This window comes from Clostridium sartagoforme AAU1, from assembly GCF_000401215.1.
Classification (GTDB): domain Bacteria; phylum Bacillota; class Clostridia; order Clostridiales; family Clostridiaceae; genus Clostridium; species Clostridium sartagoforme.
The window spans coordinates 1-16,820 of record NZ_ASRV01000164.1 but is presented as its reverse complement, the minus strand read 5'-3'; the positions used below and the strand labels follow the sequence as shown (position 1 = coordinate 16,820).

14 protein-coding genes and 1 riboswitch are annotated in these 16,820 nt (G+C 29.8%); all 14 genes read left to right on the top strand.

Features of this window, described 5'->3' with window-relative positions:
• The first annotated feature begins 329 nt into the window (after window positions 1-329).
• The 14 genes from A500_RS13465 to A500_RS13400 all read left to right on the top strand — a co-directional run bounded on the left by A500_RS13465 (window position 330) and on the right by A500_RS13400 (window position 16,693).
• Window positions 330-1,985 (top strand): peptide ABC transporter substrate-binding protein, encoded by a 1,656-nt coding sequence (locus A500_RS13465; protein WP_016208117.1) that lies wholly within the window; start codon window positions 330-332, stop codon window positions 1,983-1,985.
• A gap of 160 nt (window positions 1,986-2,145) precedes the next feature.
• The gene (locus A500_RS13460) at window positions 2,146-3,087 is read left to right on the top strand and encodes an ABC transporter permease (protein ID WP_016208116.1); all 942 of its coding nucleotides are present in this window, start codon (window positions 2,146-2,148) and stop codon (window positions 3,085-3,087) included.
• Window positions 3,080-4,144: an oligopeptide ABC transporter permease gene (gene opp3C / locus A500_RS13455; protein ID WP_016208115.1), complete on the top strand. Its 1,065-nt coding sequence runs from the start codon at window positions 3,080-3,082 to the stop codon at window positions 4,142-4,144. Before A500_RS13460 ends, opp3C begins: the two co-directional genes overlap by 8 nt.
• A 13-nt stretch (window positions 4,145-4,157) precedes the next feature.
• The gene (locus tag A500_RS13450) at window positions 4,158-5,237 is read left to right on the top strand and encodes an ABC transporter ATP-binding protein (RefSeq protein WP_016208114.1); all 1,080 of its coding nucleotides are present in this window, start codon (window positions 4,158-4,160) and stop codon (window positions 5,235-5,237) included.
• Window positions 5,227-6,150 (top strand): ABC transporter ATP-binding protein, encoded by a 924-nt coding sequence (locus A500_RS13445; protein WP_016208113.1) that lies wholly within the window; start codon window positions 5,227-5,229, stop codon window positions 6,148-6,150. Before A500_RS13450 ends, A500_RS13445 begins: the two co-directional genes overlap by 11 nt.
• 273 nt (window positions 6,151-6,423) lie before the next feature.
• Complete coding sequence (locus A500_RS13440; RefSeq protein ID WP_016208112.1) at window positions 6,424-7,917, top strand: DUF1538 domain-containing protein; 1,494 nt, start codon at window positions 6,424-6,426, stop codon at window positions 7,915-7,917.
• Window positions 7,907-8,575: a P-II family nitrogen regulator gene (locus A500_RS13435; protein ID WP_016208111.1), complete on the top strand. Its 669-nt coding sequence runs from the start codon at window positions 7,907-7,909 to the stop codon at window positions 8,573-8,575. The genes A500_RS13440 and A500_RS13435 overlap by 11 nt, the downstream gene beginning before the upstream one ends.
• Before the next feature lie 275 nt (window positions 8,576-8,850).
• A riboswitch (Lysine riboswitch) is annotated at window positions 8,851-9,035 on the top strand.
• Between the two features lie 147 nt (window positions 9,036-9,182).
• Window positions 9,183-10,010, top strand: a complete 828-nt coding sequence (locus A500_RS13430) for a transporter substrate-binding domain-containing protein (RefSeq protein WP_016208110.1) — start codon at window positions 9,183-9,185, stop codon at window positions 10,008-10,010.
• Between the two features lie 67 nt (window positions 10,011-10,077).
• Complete coding sequence (locus tag A500_RS13425) at window positions 10,078-10,851, top strand: amino acid ABC transporter permease (protein WP_016208109.1); 774 nt, start codon at window positions 10,078-10,080, stop codon at window positions 10,849-10,851.
• A 12-nt stretch (window positions 10,852-10,863) separates the two neighbouring features.
• A complete protein-coding gene (locus A500_RS13420) occupies window positions 10,864-11,604 on the top strand; it encodes an amino acid ABC transporter ATP-binding protein (protein ID WP_016208108.1) in 741 nt (246 codons plus the stop codon).
• A gap of 272 nt (window positions 11,605-11,876) precedes the next feature.
• Window positions 11,877-13,889, top strand: a complete 2,013-nt coding sequence (locus A500_RS13415) for a methyl-accepting chemotaxis protein (RefSeq protein WP_016208107.1) — start codon at window positions 11,877-11,879, stop codon at window positions 13,887-13,889.
• 88 nt (window positions 13,890-13,977) lie between these two features.
• Complete coding sequence (locus A500_RS13410) at window positions 13,978-14,868, top strand: SDR family oxidoreductase (RefSeq protein WP_016208106.1); 891 nt, start codon at window positions 13,978-13,980, stop codon at window positions 14,866-14,868.
• A gap of 468 nt (window positions 14,869-15,336) precedes the next feature.
• The gene (gene dhaS, locus A500_RS13405) at window positions 15,337-15,903 is read left to right on the top strand and encodes a dihydroxyacetone kinase transcriptional activator DhaS (RefSeq protein WP_016208105.1); all 567 of its coding nucleotides are present in this window, start codon (window positions 15,337-15,339) and stop codon (window positions 15,901-15,903) included.
• Entirely contained in the window at window positions 15,887-16,693 is an 807-nt protein-coding gene (locus tag A500_RS13400) for a hypothetical protein (RefSeq protein WP_016208104.1), read from the top strand. The genes dhaS and A500_RS13400 overlap by 17 nt, the downstream gene beginning before the upstream one ends.
• Window positions 16,694-16,820 lie beyond the last annotated feature (127 nt).

Sequence of the window (16,820 nt, the reverse complement as noted above, 5' to 3'; positions counted from 1 at the left end):
CTCTAATGAGCTTTTTTATTTAAGTAAGAGTTAAATATAAATTATATAATATAGTATTTAAAATAATTATATTGTCAAAAATAAATGTTTAAAATTATAAATTTTTATATATAAAATTATTGAATTTAAAAAATAGATTAAAAAACAAAGTGTTAATAAAAAAAGATATTTAATATAAAAAATTAATTAAAATACTTATTAAATTATTAAATTTTTATATTGACAAGGGTAAAAATAACAATATATAATATATAAAAAAGCGAACAATATTATCAGATTGTAAAAAATAATTTTGTTTCTTTGATAAATAAATAATTAGGGGGCGTAATATGAAAAAAGTTAAGAAACTTTTAACCTTGGCATTAGCGATGACGTTGTCAATTAGCTTAGTTGCTTGCGGTGGGGCAAAAAGTACAAGCAATAATTCTAATGGTACACAGACAACACAAGGTTCAGACAAAACTTTAAAAGTTCAATTTGATGTTGAGATTGCATCAATGGATCCTCAAATTGCAACTGATGGTACTTCTTTTGAAGCAATAGCAGCTGTTACAGAAGGAATATATTCTGTGGACAAGGCAGGATCACCAATATTAGCTGCAGCAGAATCAGCAGAAAAGAGTGAAGATGGATTAACTTATACATTTAAATTAAGAGATGCTAAATGGTCAAATGGTACTAAAGTAACAGCAAATGACTTTGTATTTGCCTGGAGACGTTTAGCTGATCCAAAAACAGCTAGTGAATATGCTTTTATGATTGGCATTGCAGGAATTAAAAATGCTGAAGATGTTTTAGCAGGTAAAAAGGGAGTTGAAGAGTTAGGAGTAAAGGCAAAGGATGATAATACTTTGGTAGTAGAACTATCACATCCAGTTACATTCTTTGAATCATTATTATCATTCCCATCATTTTTCCCAGTTAATGAAGAATTTTATAAACAATCTGGAGATAGCTTTGCAACATCACCAAATACTATTTTAGCAAATGGGCCATATAAAATTTCTTCTTATGAACCAGCAGCAACAACAATAGAATTGGTTAAGAATACGGATTATTGGGATGCTGATGCTGTTAAGTTGGATGGGATCAAATTCCAAGTAATAAAAGAAGCTCAACAAACTATGCTTGCATATCAAAATGGTGATTTAGATGTTGCTGCACTTGCAGGGGAACAAGTAGAACAATTTAAAGCTGACCCTGAGTTTACAAATGTTGCAGCAGGATACCTTTGGTATATTTCTGTTAATCAAAAGGTAGCAGGATTAGAAAATGAAAATTTACGTAAAGCAATTGCATTAGCTTATGATAAAGAAGCTATCGTTAATAATATATTAAAAGATGGTTCTGTTGTAGCAGATTTTGCAGTACCGCAGTTACTAGCTACAGGACCAGATGGAAAAGACTTCCGTGAAACAACTGGAACTTATCTTTCAACAGATAAAGCTAAGGCTTTAGAGTTCTATAATAATGCAAAGAAAGAATTAGGAAAAGAAACATTCAAATATAAAATGATGGTTGAAGATACTGAATCAGCTCAAAATGTAGCTCAATTTATTCAATCAGAAATTCAAACAACTCTTCCAGGAGTTACAATAGAACTTGAAGTAATGCCTAAAAAGAACAGAGTTGAAAGAATGCAAGCAGGAGATTTTGAATCTGTACTTACTCGTTGGGGTCCTGACTATGCAGATCCAATGACATATTTAGATATGTGGACAACAGATAGCCCTAACAACTACGGTTTTTGGACAAATTCAGAATATGATAAGTTGATTAAATCAGCTAAAGACGGAGAACTTGCTCTAAACCCTGAAAAAAGATGGGAGGAATTAAAGAAAGCAGAAAAAATGGTAATGGATGAAGCGGTTATTTTACCTGTATATCAAAAAGGAAATGCTGTTATGATTAAAAAGAGTGTTTCTAATATAGAATTCCATTCAGTTGGTGTTACTAGAATTTTCAAGAATGTTACTAAGAATTAAATTGTAAAAAAATTATTATAGTGAAAAGTTAAGAGTGAAAAAGTGAAAAGTTAAGGGTGTTTTGCGATGCAAAACTTGAAAGATACAGATGCTAACTCACTTTTTCACTCTTTCCTTTTTCACTTTTCACTTATTATATTACTTTCAGGAGGAATTGCAGATGAAAAAATATTTGCTTAAAAGAATAGCAATTTCCATAACGACACTTTTAGTAATTTTATTAATATTATTTTTAATGCTAGAATTTATGCCCGGATCTCCATTTAATGATGAAAAATTAACTGTAGATCAAATTGCACTATTAAATCAAAAGTATGGATTAGATCAACCGGTATTTATAAGATTTCTTAATTATATAAAAAATATGCTTACAGGAGATTTTGGGGTTTCTTATACAATTTCAAAGAATACACCAATATCTGCATTGCTACAAACACGTTTACCAATATCATTAAGAGTTGGGGGACAAGCGGTCTTACTTGGAACTTTAATAGGGTTAATTTTAGGAATAATAGCTGCAATAAAGCATAATACGATTTGGGATACTATAACTACTGTGATTTCCGTTTTAGGAGTAAGTTTACCTTCATATGTATTTGCATTAGGATTATCTTATTATTTAGGTTTTAAGGTAACCTTATTTCCACTTTTATATTCAGCAGAAATGCCCTTTAAATCTTCAGTACTTCCAACAATAGCCTTATGCATGTTTACAATAGCTACAATAGCTCGTTTTACAAGGACCGAAATGTTAGAGGTTCTTGGTTCAGATTATATGCAACTTGCAGAAAGTAAAGGAGTAAGTGGAATAAGACTTTTACTAAGACATGCTGTAAGAAATGCTTTAATTCCAATTATTACTGTTTTAGCTCCGTTAATAGTAGGACTTATGACTGGTAGTTTGGTAATTGAAAAGATATTTTCGATTCCTGGAATCGGAAGTCTTTTGGTAACTGCAATTCAATCAAATGACTATAATGTAATAGTTGCATTAGCATTTATATATAGTGCTATGTATATAGGAATAATGCTTGTAGTTGATATTTTATATGGAGTTGTTGATCCAAGAATAAGATTAGCAAAGGAGGATAATCATGAGTAAAGAATTTGTAACAGAAAGTATAGAATTTTTAGAAAATGATTTTGAGTTAGTTGGTGAAGAAAATTTAACTAATATTGATAGAATCTATGCTAGTCAATCTTATTGGAAGGATGTTTTATCACGTCTTAAGAAAAATAAAGGAGCAATACTAGGGCTTATTTGTATTATACTAATTACTTTTATGGCTGTGGTAGGGGTTTGGATGAATGGGCATACATATGATTCACAAACTATAGCACATCAAAACCTTGCACCAAGAATACCATTAATAGAAAATATCGGTATATTTGACGGTGGAGAAAAGATGAATACTTCACAGGGAGCAATTGAAGTTAATAAATATGTATCAGCTAATGGGAGTAAAACAGGACTTGAAGATACTTATTATTGGTTTGGTACAGATGTTTTAGGTAGAGATATATTTACAAGAACATGGATGGGAACAAGAATTTCTCTTTATATTGCATTGATAGCAGTTGCAATTGATATGATATTTGGTTTAAGCTATGGACTAATTTCAGGGTATTTTGGAGGTGCTGTAGATAATGTAATGCAACGTTTTGCAGAAATACTAAATGGTATCCCAAGTCTTGTAATTGTTACATTACTAATTATAGTATTAAGGCCCGGATTATTAACAATAACATTTTCTTTAATGATTACAGGTTGGATTGGTATGAATCGTATTGCTAGAGCCCAAATGCTTAAATTAAAAGAACAAGAATTTGTTTTGGCATCTAGAACTTTAGGAGCAAAGAGTTTATTTATTATATTTAAAGAAATTCTTCCAAATATATTAGGAGCAATAATCACAAATACAATGTTTTCTATACCAAATGCTATATTTACAGAAGCGTTTCTAGCTTTTATTGGTTTAGGGGTACCGGCACCAATGGCATCTTTAGGATCATTAATTAGTGATGCATTTAAATCATTCACGACACATCCATATATGATAGTAGCTCCGGTTATAGTTCTTGCAATATTAATGCTAAGCTTTAATATGTTGGCAGATGGTGTACGTGATGCTTTTGATCCTAAAATGAAGGAAATGTAGGGGGTTATGGTAAATGAATAAAGAAAAAGTATTATCCATTAGAGATTTATCCATATCCTTTAAAACATCAGCAGGTATGGTAAATGCCATTCGTGGAGTAAAGTTAGATTTATATAGGGGAGAAACTCTAGCTATAGTAGGTGAAAGTGGTAGTGGTAAATCAGTTACTATGAAGGCTGCTATGGGCATATTAAGTAGTAATGGTGAAGTTAATTCGGGAAGTATTAATTTTACTTATTACAGAGATAATAAAAAAGTTGAAGTTGATATTTTAAAATTGTCAAAGAAGGAAATGAGAACAAGAATAAATGGAAAGCGAATAGCGATGATATTCCAAGATCCTATGACTTCTTTAAATCCAACCATGACAATTGGAGCGCAAATTATGGAGGGGATGATTTGGCATTATAAGACTCCTAAAAGAGAGGCTCAGAAAAAGGCTATTGAGTTGTTAGAACTTGTTGGTATTACTAATGCTGAAAAACGTATGAAAAACTATCCTCATCAACTTTCAGGAGGAATGAGACAAAGAGTTGTTATAGCTATAGCACTTGCTTGTAATCCTGATTTACTAATATGTGATGAACCTACAACTGCGTTAGATGTAACTATACAAGCAAAAATTTTGGAATTAATAAAAGATCTTCAAAGGAAATTAAATATATCTGTAATATATATAACACATGATCTTGGAGTTGTGGCAAAGGTAGCTGATTATGTAGCAGTTATGTATGCTGGCAAAATAGTAGAAAAAGGTAATGTAGATGAAATATTTTATGATCCAAGGCACCCATACACTTGGGGGTTATTATCAGCTATGCCAGATATAGATACTACGGACGATAAACTTTATACAATACCAGGAACACCAGCTAATTTATTAAATAAGGTAGAAGGGGATGCTTTTTCGCCAAGAAATATTTATGCATTAAATATTGACAACCGTATTGAGCCTCCAATGTTTAAGATTACTGATACTCACTATGCAGCAACTTGGTTATTACATGAGAATTCACCAAAAGTTGAAATGCCAGAAGAGTTAAGAAGTAGAATAGATAGAATGTTAAAGGAGGCGTATGTAGATGCAAAATAAGCAGCCTTTACTAGAAGTAAAAAACTTAAAACAACATTTTAAGGTAAGTAGAAAATTTACTGTAAAAGCAGTAAATGGTGTTTCTTTTGAAATATACCCAGGAGAAACTTATGGTCTTGTTGGAGAGTCTGGAAGTGGAAAATCCACAATTGGGCGTTCAATAATCAGATTATATGATCCGACAGCTGGAGAAATAAAATTTGATGGTGCAAATATATCTGGAAAGTTATCAGAAAAGGAAAATAAGCATTTGAGAACTAATATGCAAATGATTTTCCAAGATCCTATGGCTTGTTTAAATCCCCGTAAGAAGGTATTAGATATTATTGCACAAGGTTTAGATATCCATAATTTATATAGAAATAAAGAAGAACGAAATGAAAAGGTATATAAGATATTAGAGAAGGTAGGATTGTCCAAAGAACATGCAAATAGATATCCTCATCAATTTTCGGGAGGACAAAGGCAACGTATAGGAATTGCAAGAGCACTTATAATGAATCCGAAACTTATTATAGCTGATGAAGCAATTAGTGCCTTAGATGTTTCTATTCAAGCACAAGTTGTAAACTTAATGAAAGAAATTCAAAATGAAACTAATACGGCACTTCTATTTATAGCCCATGATTTATCAATGGTAAAGTATATTTCAAATAGAATAGGGGTACTTCATTTGGGGTATTTGCTTGAAACTGGAACAACAGAAGAAATTTTTTCAAACCCAATTCATCCTTATACTAAATCCTTAATATCAGCGATACCACATCCAAATCCAAATGTAGAAAAATCAAGGATATCGGAATCTTATGATTATGAAACTAGTGGAATAGATTATTCGAAAGGGGTAAATAAACATATAGACGGAACACATTATGTACTAGCTACAGATGAAGAGTTTAATAGATGGATATAAAATTCATAATACGACAATGTTAATACGATCCTTTAATATATATTAAATATCCTATGAGTAACAATTTAGAAGTTATTCATAGGATATTTTATATAAATAAATTAATTTTATATTTAAGTAAATAATAATTATATAGCCAGGATATTTACAATAAAGATGAATAAAATATTAACATAGTGTAAAAATGATTTAATAATAATAAAAAAATATGATAATATTGTATAATTATATTATAAGTTAAGTAAAACAATAAAAGAAAGGGATGATACATGTTTGAATTTATTAACTGAAAAAATAAGAGAAGTATTAATGTCTGTTCTGCCAATAACTATAATAGTATTAATCTTAAACTTTACGTTAACACCTATAGATATGAACTTATTAATTAGATTTATGATTGGAACGGTGGCAATTGTTATAGGTTTATCTATATTCTTAGTTGGAGTAGATATTGGAGTAACGCCTATAGGGAATATAATGGGAACGAATATAGCAAAAACCAATAAGCTTTGGATAGTTATTGTAGCAGGATTATTACTTGGATTTTTTATATCTGTAGCTGAGCCGGATTTACAAATTCTTGGAGGACAAGTAGAATTTGTTACATCAGGATTAGTATCTAAATGGCTTATAGTAGCAATTGTTTCTATAGGAATAGCTATTATGCTTTCTTTGGGATTAGGGAGAATAGTATATAATTTTCCTTTATATAAATTATTAACTATTATATATGGATTTATTTTAGTACTTGCATTATTTACATCTCCAGAATTTTTAGCAATATCTTTTGATGCATCAGGAGCTACAACAGGAGCAATGACAGTTCCATTTATTTTAGCACTAGCAACAGGAGTTTCCCGTCTGAAAAAGGATAGTAAGTCATCAGAAAAGGATAGTTTTGGATTAGTTGCTATAGCATCTACTGGTGCTATTATATCAGTAATGTTAATGAGTATTTTATCTAAGACAGACCAAGTTACAGGAAGCCTTGAAGGATCAGAGGTAATATCTACATCAATTATTTTACCATTTATTGAGAAAATACCAGTAATAACATTTGAAATATTATTAGCATTATTACCAATATTGATTATTTTCATTATTTTTCAAAAAGTAAAGTTTAAATTATCAAAAAGATCATTTAGAAAAGTCTTATTTGGGATGCTATTTACATTTATAGGATTAGTCATATTTTTAGTTGGAGTAAATGCAGGTTTTATGGATGTAGGAACTGCAGTAGGTAAAAGTATAGCTGCATTAGATAATAAAATGTATGTTATTATTGTAGGTTTTGTATTAGGCTTTGTCACAATATTAGCTGAACCAGCGGTTTATGTATTGACACATCAAATAGAAGATGTTACAAGTGGATATGTAAAGAGAAAAGTTGTAATGTTTACTCTTGCAATTGGTGTAGGTTTTGCCGTAGCATTATCTATGGTTAGGATATTAGTTCCGGAAGTTAAGTTATGGCATTATTTATTACCTGGATATTTGGTTTCGATTGCAATGAGCTATTTTGTACCGAAATTATTTGTTGGAATGGCCTTTGACTCAGGCGGAGTTGCGTCAGGACCAATGACAGCTACATTTATATTAGCTTTTGCTCAAGGTGTGGCAGAGGCTATTGAAGGAGCAGATGTTCTTATAGATGGATTTGGTATGATTGCAATGGTTGCAATGACACCTATAATTGCATTACAAATACTAGGATTTATCTTTAAAATTAAATCCAGAAAAGGAGGAATGATTGAGGATGCACAATAGCCTTGAATCTAAAAGTATTGAACTTATTTATTTTATAGTCAATTTTGGACTAGGAAGTAAGTTGATACAGAGAGCAAAATATCATGGCGTTTCTGGAGGAACTATATTTTTAGGAAGAGGGACAGTTAATAATAAAATTTTAGATTACTTAGGACTATCAGATGTAAGGAAAGAAATTGTTCTTATGGTTGCTGATAGTGATACTGTTAATAAATCTTTAAAAAATTTAGATGAAGAATTTAAATTTGAAAGACCAAATCATGGGATAGTATTTACCACTTCTATATCAAATATTTTAGGAACCAGAAGATATAAAAGCGATAATATTAGTAAAGAAAGAGGTGTAGAAAATATAATGTATAATTCTATAACTGCCATAGTAGAAAAAGGTAGAGCAGAAGATGTTATAGATGCGGCAACTAAAGCAGGAGCAAAAGGTGGAACAATAATAAATGCTAGAGGCTCTGGTATACATGAAACAAGTAAAGTGTTTGCTATGGAAATAGAACCTGAAAAAGAAATAGTTATGATTATATCTAAGGATGATAAAACAGAGGCAATTATAGCTTCTATAAGAAAAGAACTTGAAATGGATAAGCCAGGAAATGGCATTGTTTTTACACAAGATATAAATAAAACTTATGGTCTATATGAGTAAAAGATAATAAAGTTATATTAAATAAAGTATATGTTAATGTTATACCCTTCTAAACTAGCAAGTTGGAAGGGTTTATTTAATTTCAAATTACCTTAAGTGGATATTTTAGAGGGAAAATAGATAGTATCTTTATGAGGTTTGTTTATATTAGTTACTGATCCTAAAAAAGCTAGAGAATTTAAAATATAAAAATAGATTTTTTTATTAAACTATTGACATTTATTATATAAGCCTGTACACTAAAAACATAAATTTAATAAATACCTCACTTTCATATGTGGGGTAGAGGCGCAAAATTTAACAGTCTTTGGTTGAACTAGAGAAAGTGATGATACTAAGGAGAAGGAAATTTTGCCGAAGCTTGTAATATATCTCGGTATTACTTGCTGGGTCTGTAGTTAAGAGCTACAGGACTGTCTTAATAAACTTTCCCAGTTTATTAAGTTGTGCTATCTCGAATGGGAAGATGAGGATTAGGTTATATATAAATTGGGCCTGAGCTTTGCTCAGTTATTTTTTTATAGAAACCTATCCAAAGATTTAAGATAGCACCAATCCAATTAAAGGGTTGGTTTTTTTATTATTAAAAAAGAGGAGAGGATTTACTATGAAGAAAAAACTATCATTATTAATTTCATTATCATTAGTAGCTATGCTATTACTAACAGGATGTGGCTCAGGAAATTCAAATAAAAAAGGTGAAAATGTATTTAGAGTTGGACTTGAAGCTGGGTATCCCCCATTTAACTGGACACAAATGAATGATTCAAATGGAGGAGTAAAAATAGATGGAAGTGCAGAATATGCAGGTGGATATGACGTAGAAATTGCAAAAAAAATAGCTGATGGATTAGGCAAAGAGTTAGTTATTGTTAAAACAGAATGGGATGGATTAGTACCAGCCTTAACATCAGGAAAAATTGATGCAATAATTGCAGGTATGTCACCAACAGCAGAACGTAAGCAAACAATAGATTTTTCTAATAACTACTATAAATCACAATTAGTTATGGTTGTTAAAAATGGAGGTCAATATACTAATGCTAAAACATTAGCTGATTTTAATGGAGCAAAAGTTACAGGACAATTAAATACATTTCATTATTCAGTAATAGAGCAAATTCAAGGTGTAAAAAAACTAGAAGCTATGGATAACTTTCCAGCTATGAGAGTTGCTCTTGAGTCAGGTGTTATTGATGCGTATGTATCTGAAAAACCAGAAGCTGTTAGTGCACAAACTGCTAACTCAAAGTTTAAAATGATTGAGCTTGAGGATGGATTTGTTACAAATCCAGAAGATACAGAAACAGCAGTAGGTATTAAAAAGGGCAGTGAGTTAACATCAAAAATAAATGAAATTTTATCAGGTATTTCACAAGAAGAACAAACAGAAATAATGAGTAATGCTATTAAGAATCAACCGGCAGCTCAATAGTTTTATTAGAATAGATTAATTTTTAACCTATTCAAATTCTATATTAGATAATTATTAGGAGGATAATATGAGTATTGAATGGATAGTAAAAATACTTCAAAATAACTTACCAATGTTTTTACGTGGAGCAGGTATGACACTTTTTATTTCTATAATTGGTACTTTGATTGGTACTTTAATTGGTTTATTGGTAGGTGTTATTAGAACTATTCCTGTGCCTGATAGAGGGCTAAAGAAAGTATGCCTTAAAATTGTTAATATAATTCTTTCTATTTATATAGAATTTTTTAGGGGAACACCTATGATAGTGCAGGCTATGGTAATTTACTATGGATCAGCTCAATTTTTAGGAATAGATATAAATAAGATAGTGGCAGCATTATTTATAGTATCTATTAACACAGGTGCATATATGTCAGAAATAGTAAGAGGGGGCATAATTTCTATAGATAAAGGTCAATTTGAGGCTGCTCAAGCAATAGGAATGAATCATTTTCAAACAATGATGAATATTGTATTACCGCAAGTTATACGAAATATATTACCAGCAACAGGTAATGAGTTTGTAATAAATATAAAGGATACATCTGTTTTAAATGTAATTTCTGTATCCGAACTATATTTCCAAACAAAAACAGTAGCAGGAAATAATTATAGATATTTCGAAGCATTCTTCGTAACATGTATCCTTTATTTTATAATGACATATACAGTTACAAGAATCTTAAGAGCATTTGAAAGAAAAATAGATGGCCCAGAAAATTACATTATGGCTGGAAATCAAATGCAAGTAGAAAGACCAGAAGATATACTACAAAAAACTAAAGATGTAGTAGCTTAATGGAGGAAAAGTATGAAGAAAGTAATAGATATTCAACATTTAAATAAATCCTTTGGAACTCATGAAGTGTTAAAAGATATTGATTTTTCAGTAGATAAGGGAGAAGTTGTTTGCATAATAGGATCATCTGGATCTGGTAAGTCAACTTTGCTAAGATGTATAAATCTTTTGGAAAAACCAACTGGTGGAAAAATAATATACAATGGAGAAAATATTTTAGATGACGATCACAATATATATAAATACAGAACTAAATTAGGTATGGTTTTTCAACAGTTTAATTTATTTAATAATCATAATGTGCTTAGTAATTGTGTTGTTGGACAAATGAAAGTATTAAATCGCTCAAGAGAAGAAGCAGAAAAAGTTGCGATGAAATACTTAGATATAGTTGGTATGAGTAACTATGTTAATGCTAAGCCTAAACAACTATCAGGAGGACAAAAGCAACGTGTTGCCATTGCAAGAGCATTATCAATGGAGCCAGATGTTATTCTTTTTGACGAACCAACATCAGCACTTGATCCAGAAATGGTAGGAGAAGTTTTAAAGGTCATGAAGGAGCTTGCAGAAAGTGGTCTTACAATGTTAGTTGTAACGCATGAAATGGGTTTTGCAAGAGAAGTTTCAGATAGAGTAGTATTTATGAATAATGGAGTTATTGAAGAAGAAGGAACTCCAGAGCAAATATTTAATAATCCAACAAAAGAACGAACACGTGAATTTTTAAAGCGTACATTAAAAGATATGTAAATACAAATTGCTACTGTCAAAATGAATTTGGGAGTAGTAATTTTTTTTATTTACTACTTGTATAGAAAGTAATAAAATATCAATTTGTGATAATGTTTTCATACACAATTTTAAAAGAATTAAGAATGGAAATTAAAAAATATAGAAAAAGGAAAAAATAAATGTTTGAATTTGCCTGTTTATGACTAAATTTAGTGCTTATTTATACGATAAATTAATATAAGGAAAGTATATTGTTTATATTAATTTTCATGTAGGTTGGAGGAGGAAAAATGAAAAAAAGAAAAATTAAGGAACAAACTATAAAGCAAGCAATAGTAAGACTTCTTATTATGACATCCATAATACCATTAGTAGCAATGGTATTATCTAACTTTTATTCGCTTAATAAAAATATTAATGGTGTTATAAATGCAACTATTGATAAAAGTATTGATGTAGTATCTCAATCATTAGTAAATGAAAATAATAATAGTACTAAAGATATTGAATATTTAGCTGTTGATGCTAATGCAAGGGGATTGAAAGAGAATAAAAATAATGAAATAGTTTGGTTTGAAAAGACATTACAGGCATATAAGGAAATAAATAAGGATGTAATTTCTGTATATATGGGAAGTGAAGATGGAAAATTTGTGTTAGCACCGTATGTTGACTTAGGTGATAGTTTTGATTCTAGACAAAGAGATTGGTATAAGGAAGCAGTAAATAATCCATCTAAGACTATAATGTCAGAACCTTATCAAGATATTGCAACTAAAAAAATAGTAGTTACATATTCTAAAGCTGTATTAAATGATAAAGGTGAAATACAAGGTGTTGTAGGGATAGATAAGAACCTTGATGTTTTATCAGGTATAGTTCAGAATCTTGAATTAGGGGATAAAGCTTTTGGTACTGTATTTAGTAAGAATGGAATAATTATCGCTAATAGTGATACAAGTTTAATAGGGAAAGGGATAAATGACTTTCCTTGGATAGAGAACATAATAAAAGGTGAAAGTAATGTAAGAATTACTACAGAAATAGATGACGTAAAGTATATAAGTTATAAGGTTGTAGAAAAAGAGAGCGGGTTAATTATTTCGGTATCTATTCCAAGAAGGGATTTAATTTCTTCATATATAAAAGAGTTATTGCTATCAGTATCAGTACTAATAATAATGATAATTATGGTGGTTATATCAGCTGGAATATTTACAAGAAGACTTACAAAGCCTATAAGAGAAGTTGTAAATTTATTGAATAAAATTAAAGATGGAGATTTTACAGGAAAAGTAGAAAGTAAATTTTATTATAATAGAGAAATCAATGCTATGATGGATAGTTTAAATGTATTAACCGAAGATATGGGAATGCTTTTATCAGGAATACAAGAAGCATCTGAAAAGGTGAATTATGGATCAGAGACATTATTTGGAATAATTAAAGAGTCTAGCAATGTAGGCGAAGAAGTGGCAAAATCAATTCAACAAATAGCAGGGGGAGCTACGGATCAAGCTGCTGGCTTAGATTCGGGAGTTCGTGTAGTGGCTGTGTTAGAAGAAGAAGTTGACAAGTCTATATCAAGTTCTCAAAAGATGCTTAAAACATCAAAAGAAGTTAGATTGTCTTCATCAGAAGGAACAGTTGCCTTAGAGAATTTAACAGATACATATGAGAAGAATAGAGACGCTAGTAATAATATGGTATCTAAAGTAGATTTATTATCAAATAAATCAGAAGAAATAGGAATTATAGTTGATGCTATTAAATCAATTACAGAACAAACTAATCTTTTAGCTTTAAATGCAAGCATAGAAGCAGCAAGGGCTGGTGAAGTTGGTAGAGGATTTGCTGTTGTTGCAGATGAGGTGAGAAAATTAGCAGAGGAATCAGCTAAATCAGCAACAGAAATTAATTATGTAATAGAAGAAGTAAAAGCGAGTATAAAAGAGCTCTATGAAGAAACGTTGGTAACTAAGAAGCTTAATGAAGAAACTGAGGAAAGCTTAGAGATAACAAAAACTAAATTCGATGTAATAAGTAGTATGATAAATGAATTAGAAAATAATATTAGTGAAGTTACATCATCATTAGATAAGATAACTGAGAGTAAAGATATTGTTGTGTCTAATATATCAGAGGTTGCAGCGGTATCACAAGAAACAGCTGCAATTACTGAAGAAGTGAGTGCTGCATCAGAGGAGCAATCTTCAGGACTACAAGAGATGGCTGAGCAAGCAGAAACACTAAAAAATTATTCGGAGATATTAAATAGATTAATTAGAAAGTTTAAAATTTAAATTGAAACATAGATAGTTTGTGTGATGGAACTAATAGTTTAGAAAAGACATATTATGAATAGTGTAATAATTTAATTTGGAGGATTACATGAACTCATATAAAAGAAGCGGATTATGGACAAATAATTTCTATAGAGATTTTCCACCCCAACATCAAGAGGTTCAACCAGGTATAGAAGCGATAATGGATCCAAGGCCAGTGTTCGATGACCATGAGTATAGAGGTAGTGGAAAGTTAGAAGATAGAGTGGCTATAATAACAGGTGGTGATAGCGGAATTGGACGAGCTACTGCTGTTGCTTTTGCAAAAGAAGGAGCAAAGATAGTTATTGTATATTTATATGAAAGAGAAGATGCAGAAGAAACTAAAGGATATATAGAGGGCTATGGAAGTGAATGTTTATTAATAGAAGGAGATATTAGTAAAGAACATTTTAGTAAAAATATAGTGGAAAAGACCATAGAAAAGTTTGGTAAAATAGACATATTAGTTAATAATGCAGGAGTACAATTCCCACAAAAGAGTATAGAAAATATAACTTCGGAGCAGTTAGAGATAACATTTAAAGTAAATATTTTTGCTATGTTTTATCTAACAAAAGCAGTATTACCATATTTAAAAAGAGGAAGTTCTATTATAAACACTACATCAGTTACAGCTTATGAGGGGCATGAGACCCTTATAGACTATTCAGCTACTAAGGGAGCAGTAACAACATTTACAAGATCTTTATCACAATCATTAGTAGATAAGGGGATAAGGGTCAATGCAGTAGCACCAGGCCCGATTTGGACACCTCTTATTGTATCTAGTTTTTCAGCAGAAGAGGTTGTTACTTTTGGGGAAGATACTCCAATGAAAAGAGCGGGACAACCTTATGAATTAGCTCCAGCATATGTGTATTTAGCTTCTGATGATTCAAGTTATGTGACGGGGCAGATCATTCATGTAAATGGAGGAACCATGGTAGAAAGCTAAAGATTATCCTTAATACTAATTGCAAAGCAATTTTATAGTATAAAGACTCTAGTAAAACAAATAAAGGACAGTAGGAAACTTAAATTTGTAGGATAAAATAGAGTTAATGTAGATATAAAAAATGATGGAAAAGTTCTTAGGAAGTGTGATCCTTAATATAGTTTCATGTAATTGATATTTTAAATATTACTGGAAATTTGAGTTTCCAGTAATATTTTTTTACTCTTTAGCAAATTACAAAAAAATTATAATTTAGAAAATATTTCCTCAAACTTTTCGAGTGGACATATGTAAGCTGGCGTTGATTTGGAGCGAAGCGACGGAATAAGCAAATTTACATATGTTTAATTTTTGGTAAGTAAATACTAATAATGAATTATGAACAGTATAATGAAATATTTTGTTTGTAAAATTTACAAATTACTAGAAATAATTATATAATAAGATTTAGATTGGGGATGATAAGTTTTGACAAGTTCGCTACACACTAAAAAGTTATTAGCAAAATCATTAAAGACTTTAATGAAAACTACACCATTGCATAAAATATCAGTAAAGGATGTAGTTAATGAATGTAATTTAAATAGGCAAACTTTTTATTATCACTTCCACGATATATATGAGCTTGTAGAATGGATATATAGAACAGAGGCAATTGAAAGTATATCAGAATATAAAAGTTATAGCACTTGGCTTGATGGATTTTATAAAATATTTTTATACATAGAAGATAATAAGAAGTTTTGTAATAATACATTAAATTCATTAAGTAGAACACATTTAGATATGTATCTTTTTTCAGTAATTAATGAGTTGCTTATGGGAGTAATTAATGAAATATCTAGTACAATGACTGTAAAAGTTGAAGATAAAAAATTTATGGCAGATTTTTATACTCATGCATTTGCAGGACTGGTAATACAGTGGATGAAAGACGGGATGATAGAAGATCCTAAAATATTAATAGATAAATTAAAGGAATTAATAGAAGGAAACTTTATGAGGGCATTAAAGAGATATGAAGAAATGGATTAACAATTTTTATATACTTATATTTTGTTTTTTAATATTTGGATTTACTTATTATTCTATAACAAATTTTACTAATAGAAATAATTTACAAATAGAAAATGGCTATTTAGACTTATCAGATGTTAATTTAGATAAAAATGTATTTTGCATAGAAGGAAATTGGGAGTTCTATTATGATAAACTTCTATACACAGAAGATTTTATTGATAATGTGGAAAATTATCCAAAGGAATATATAAGACTTCCTGGTAACTGGAATAGATATAAAGATAAAAACAATAACAAATTCCCTTCAGAGGGAAAAGCTACATATAGAATTAAGATAAAAGTTAATGAAAGCCAGCGAGACATTGGAATTAACATTAATAATATTTGGGGAAAAAGTAAAATTATAATAAAATCAGCAAGTGATTTCATAGAAGAACGTGATTTTTCTAATAGTGTTGTGAGAATGAAACTTTTTCATATAGATGAAAAAGAGTTCGAAATACTTATTCAACTAGAAAATTCTGACTCATTAAAAAGTGGGATATTAAAATCTATATATATAGGTAGTGAGAAAAGTATTACTAATTTTAGAGATAAATATATGTTGATAGATATAAGTTGTATAATTAGCTTAATTATGTTATCACTTTATTTCTTTACCAAGATATATCAAAAAAATGAGTTGGTTTTAAATTTATCCTTAGGGGTATATAGTATTAGCGCAGCATTATTTTTAGCAATGAATGATGAGATGCTAATAACCAAAATATTTACCAACTTATCTATGGAAAAATATCTAATATAACTATGATTTTAGGAACTATTTCTACAATAGCCTTAATTATATATATAAATGAATATTACAAGATAGGTTTATCTAAAAAAGTAATAAAAAAAATTATATATATATATATGGATTATAGGTTTAATTA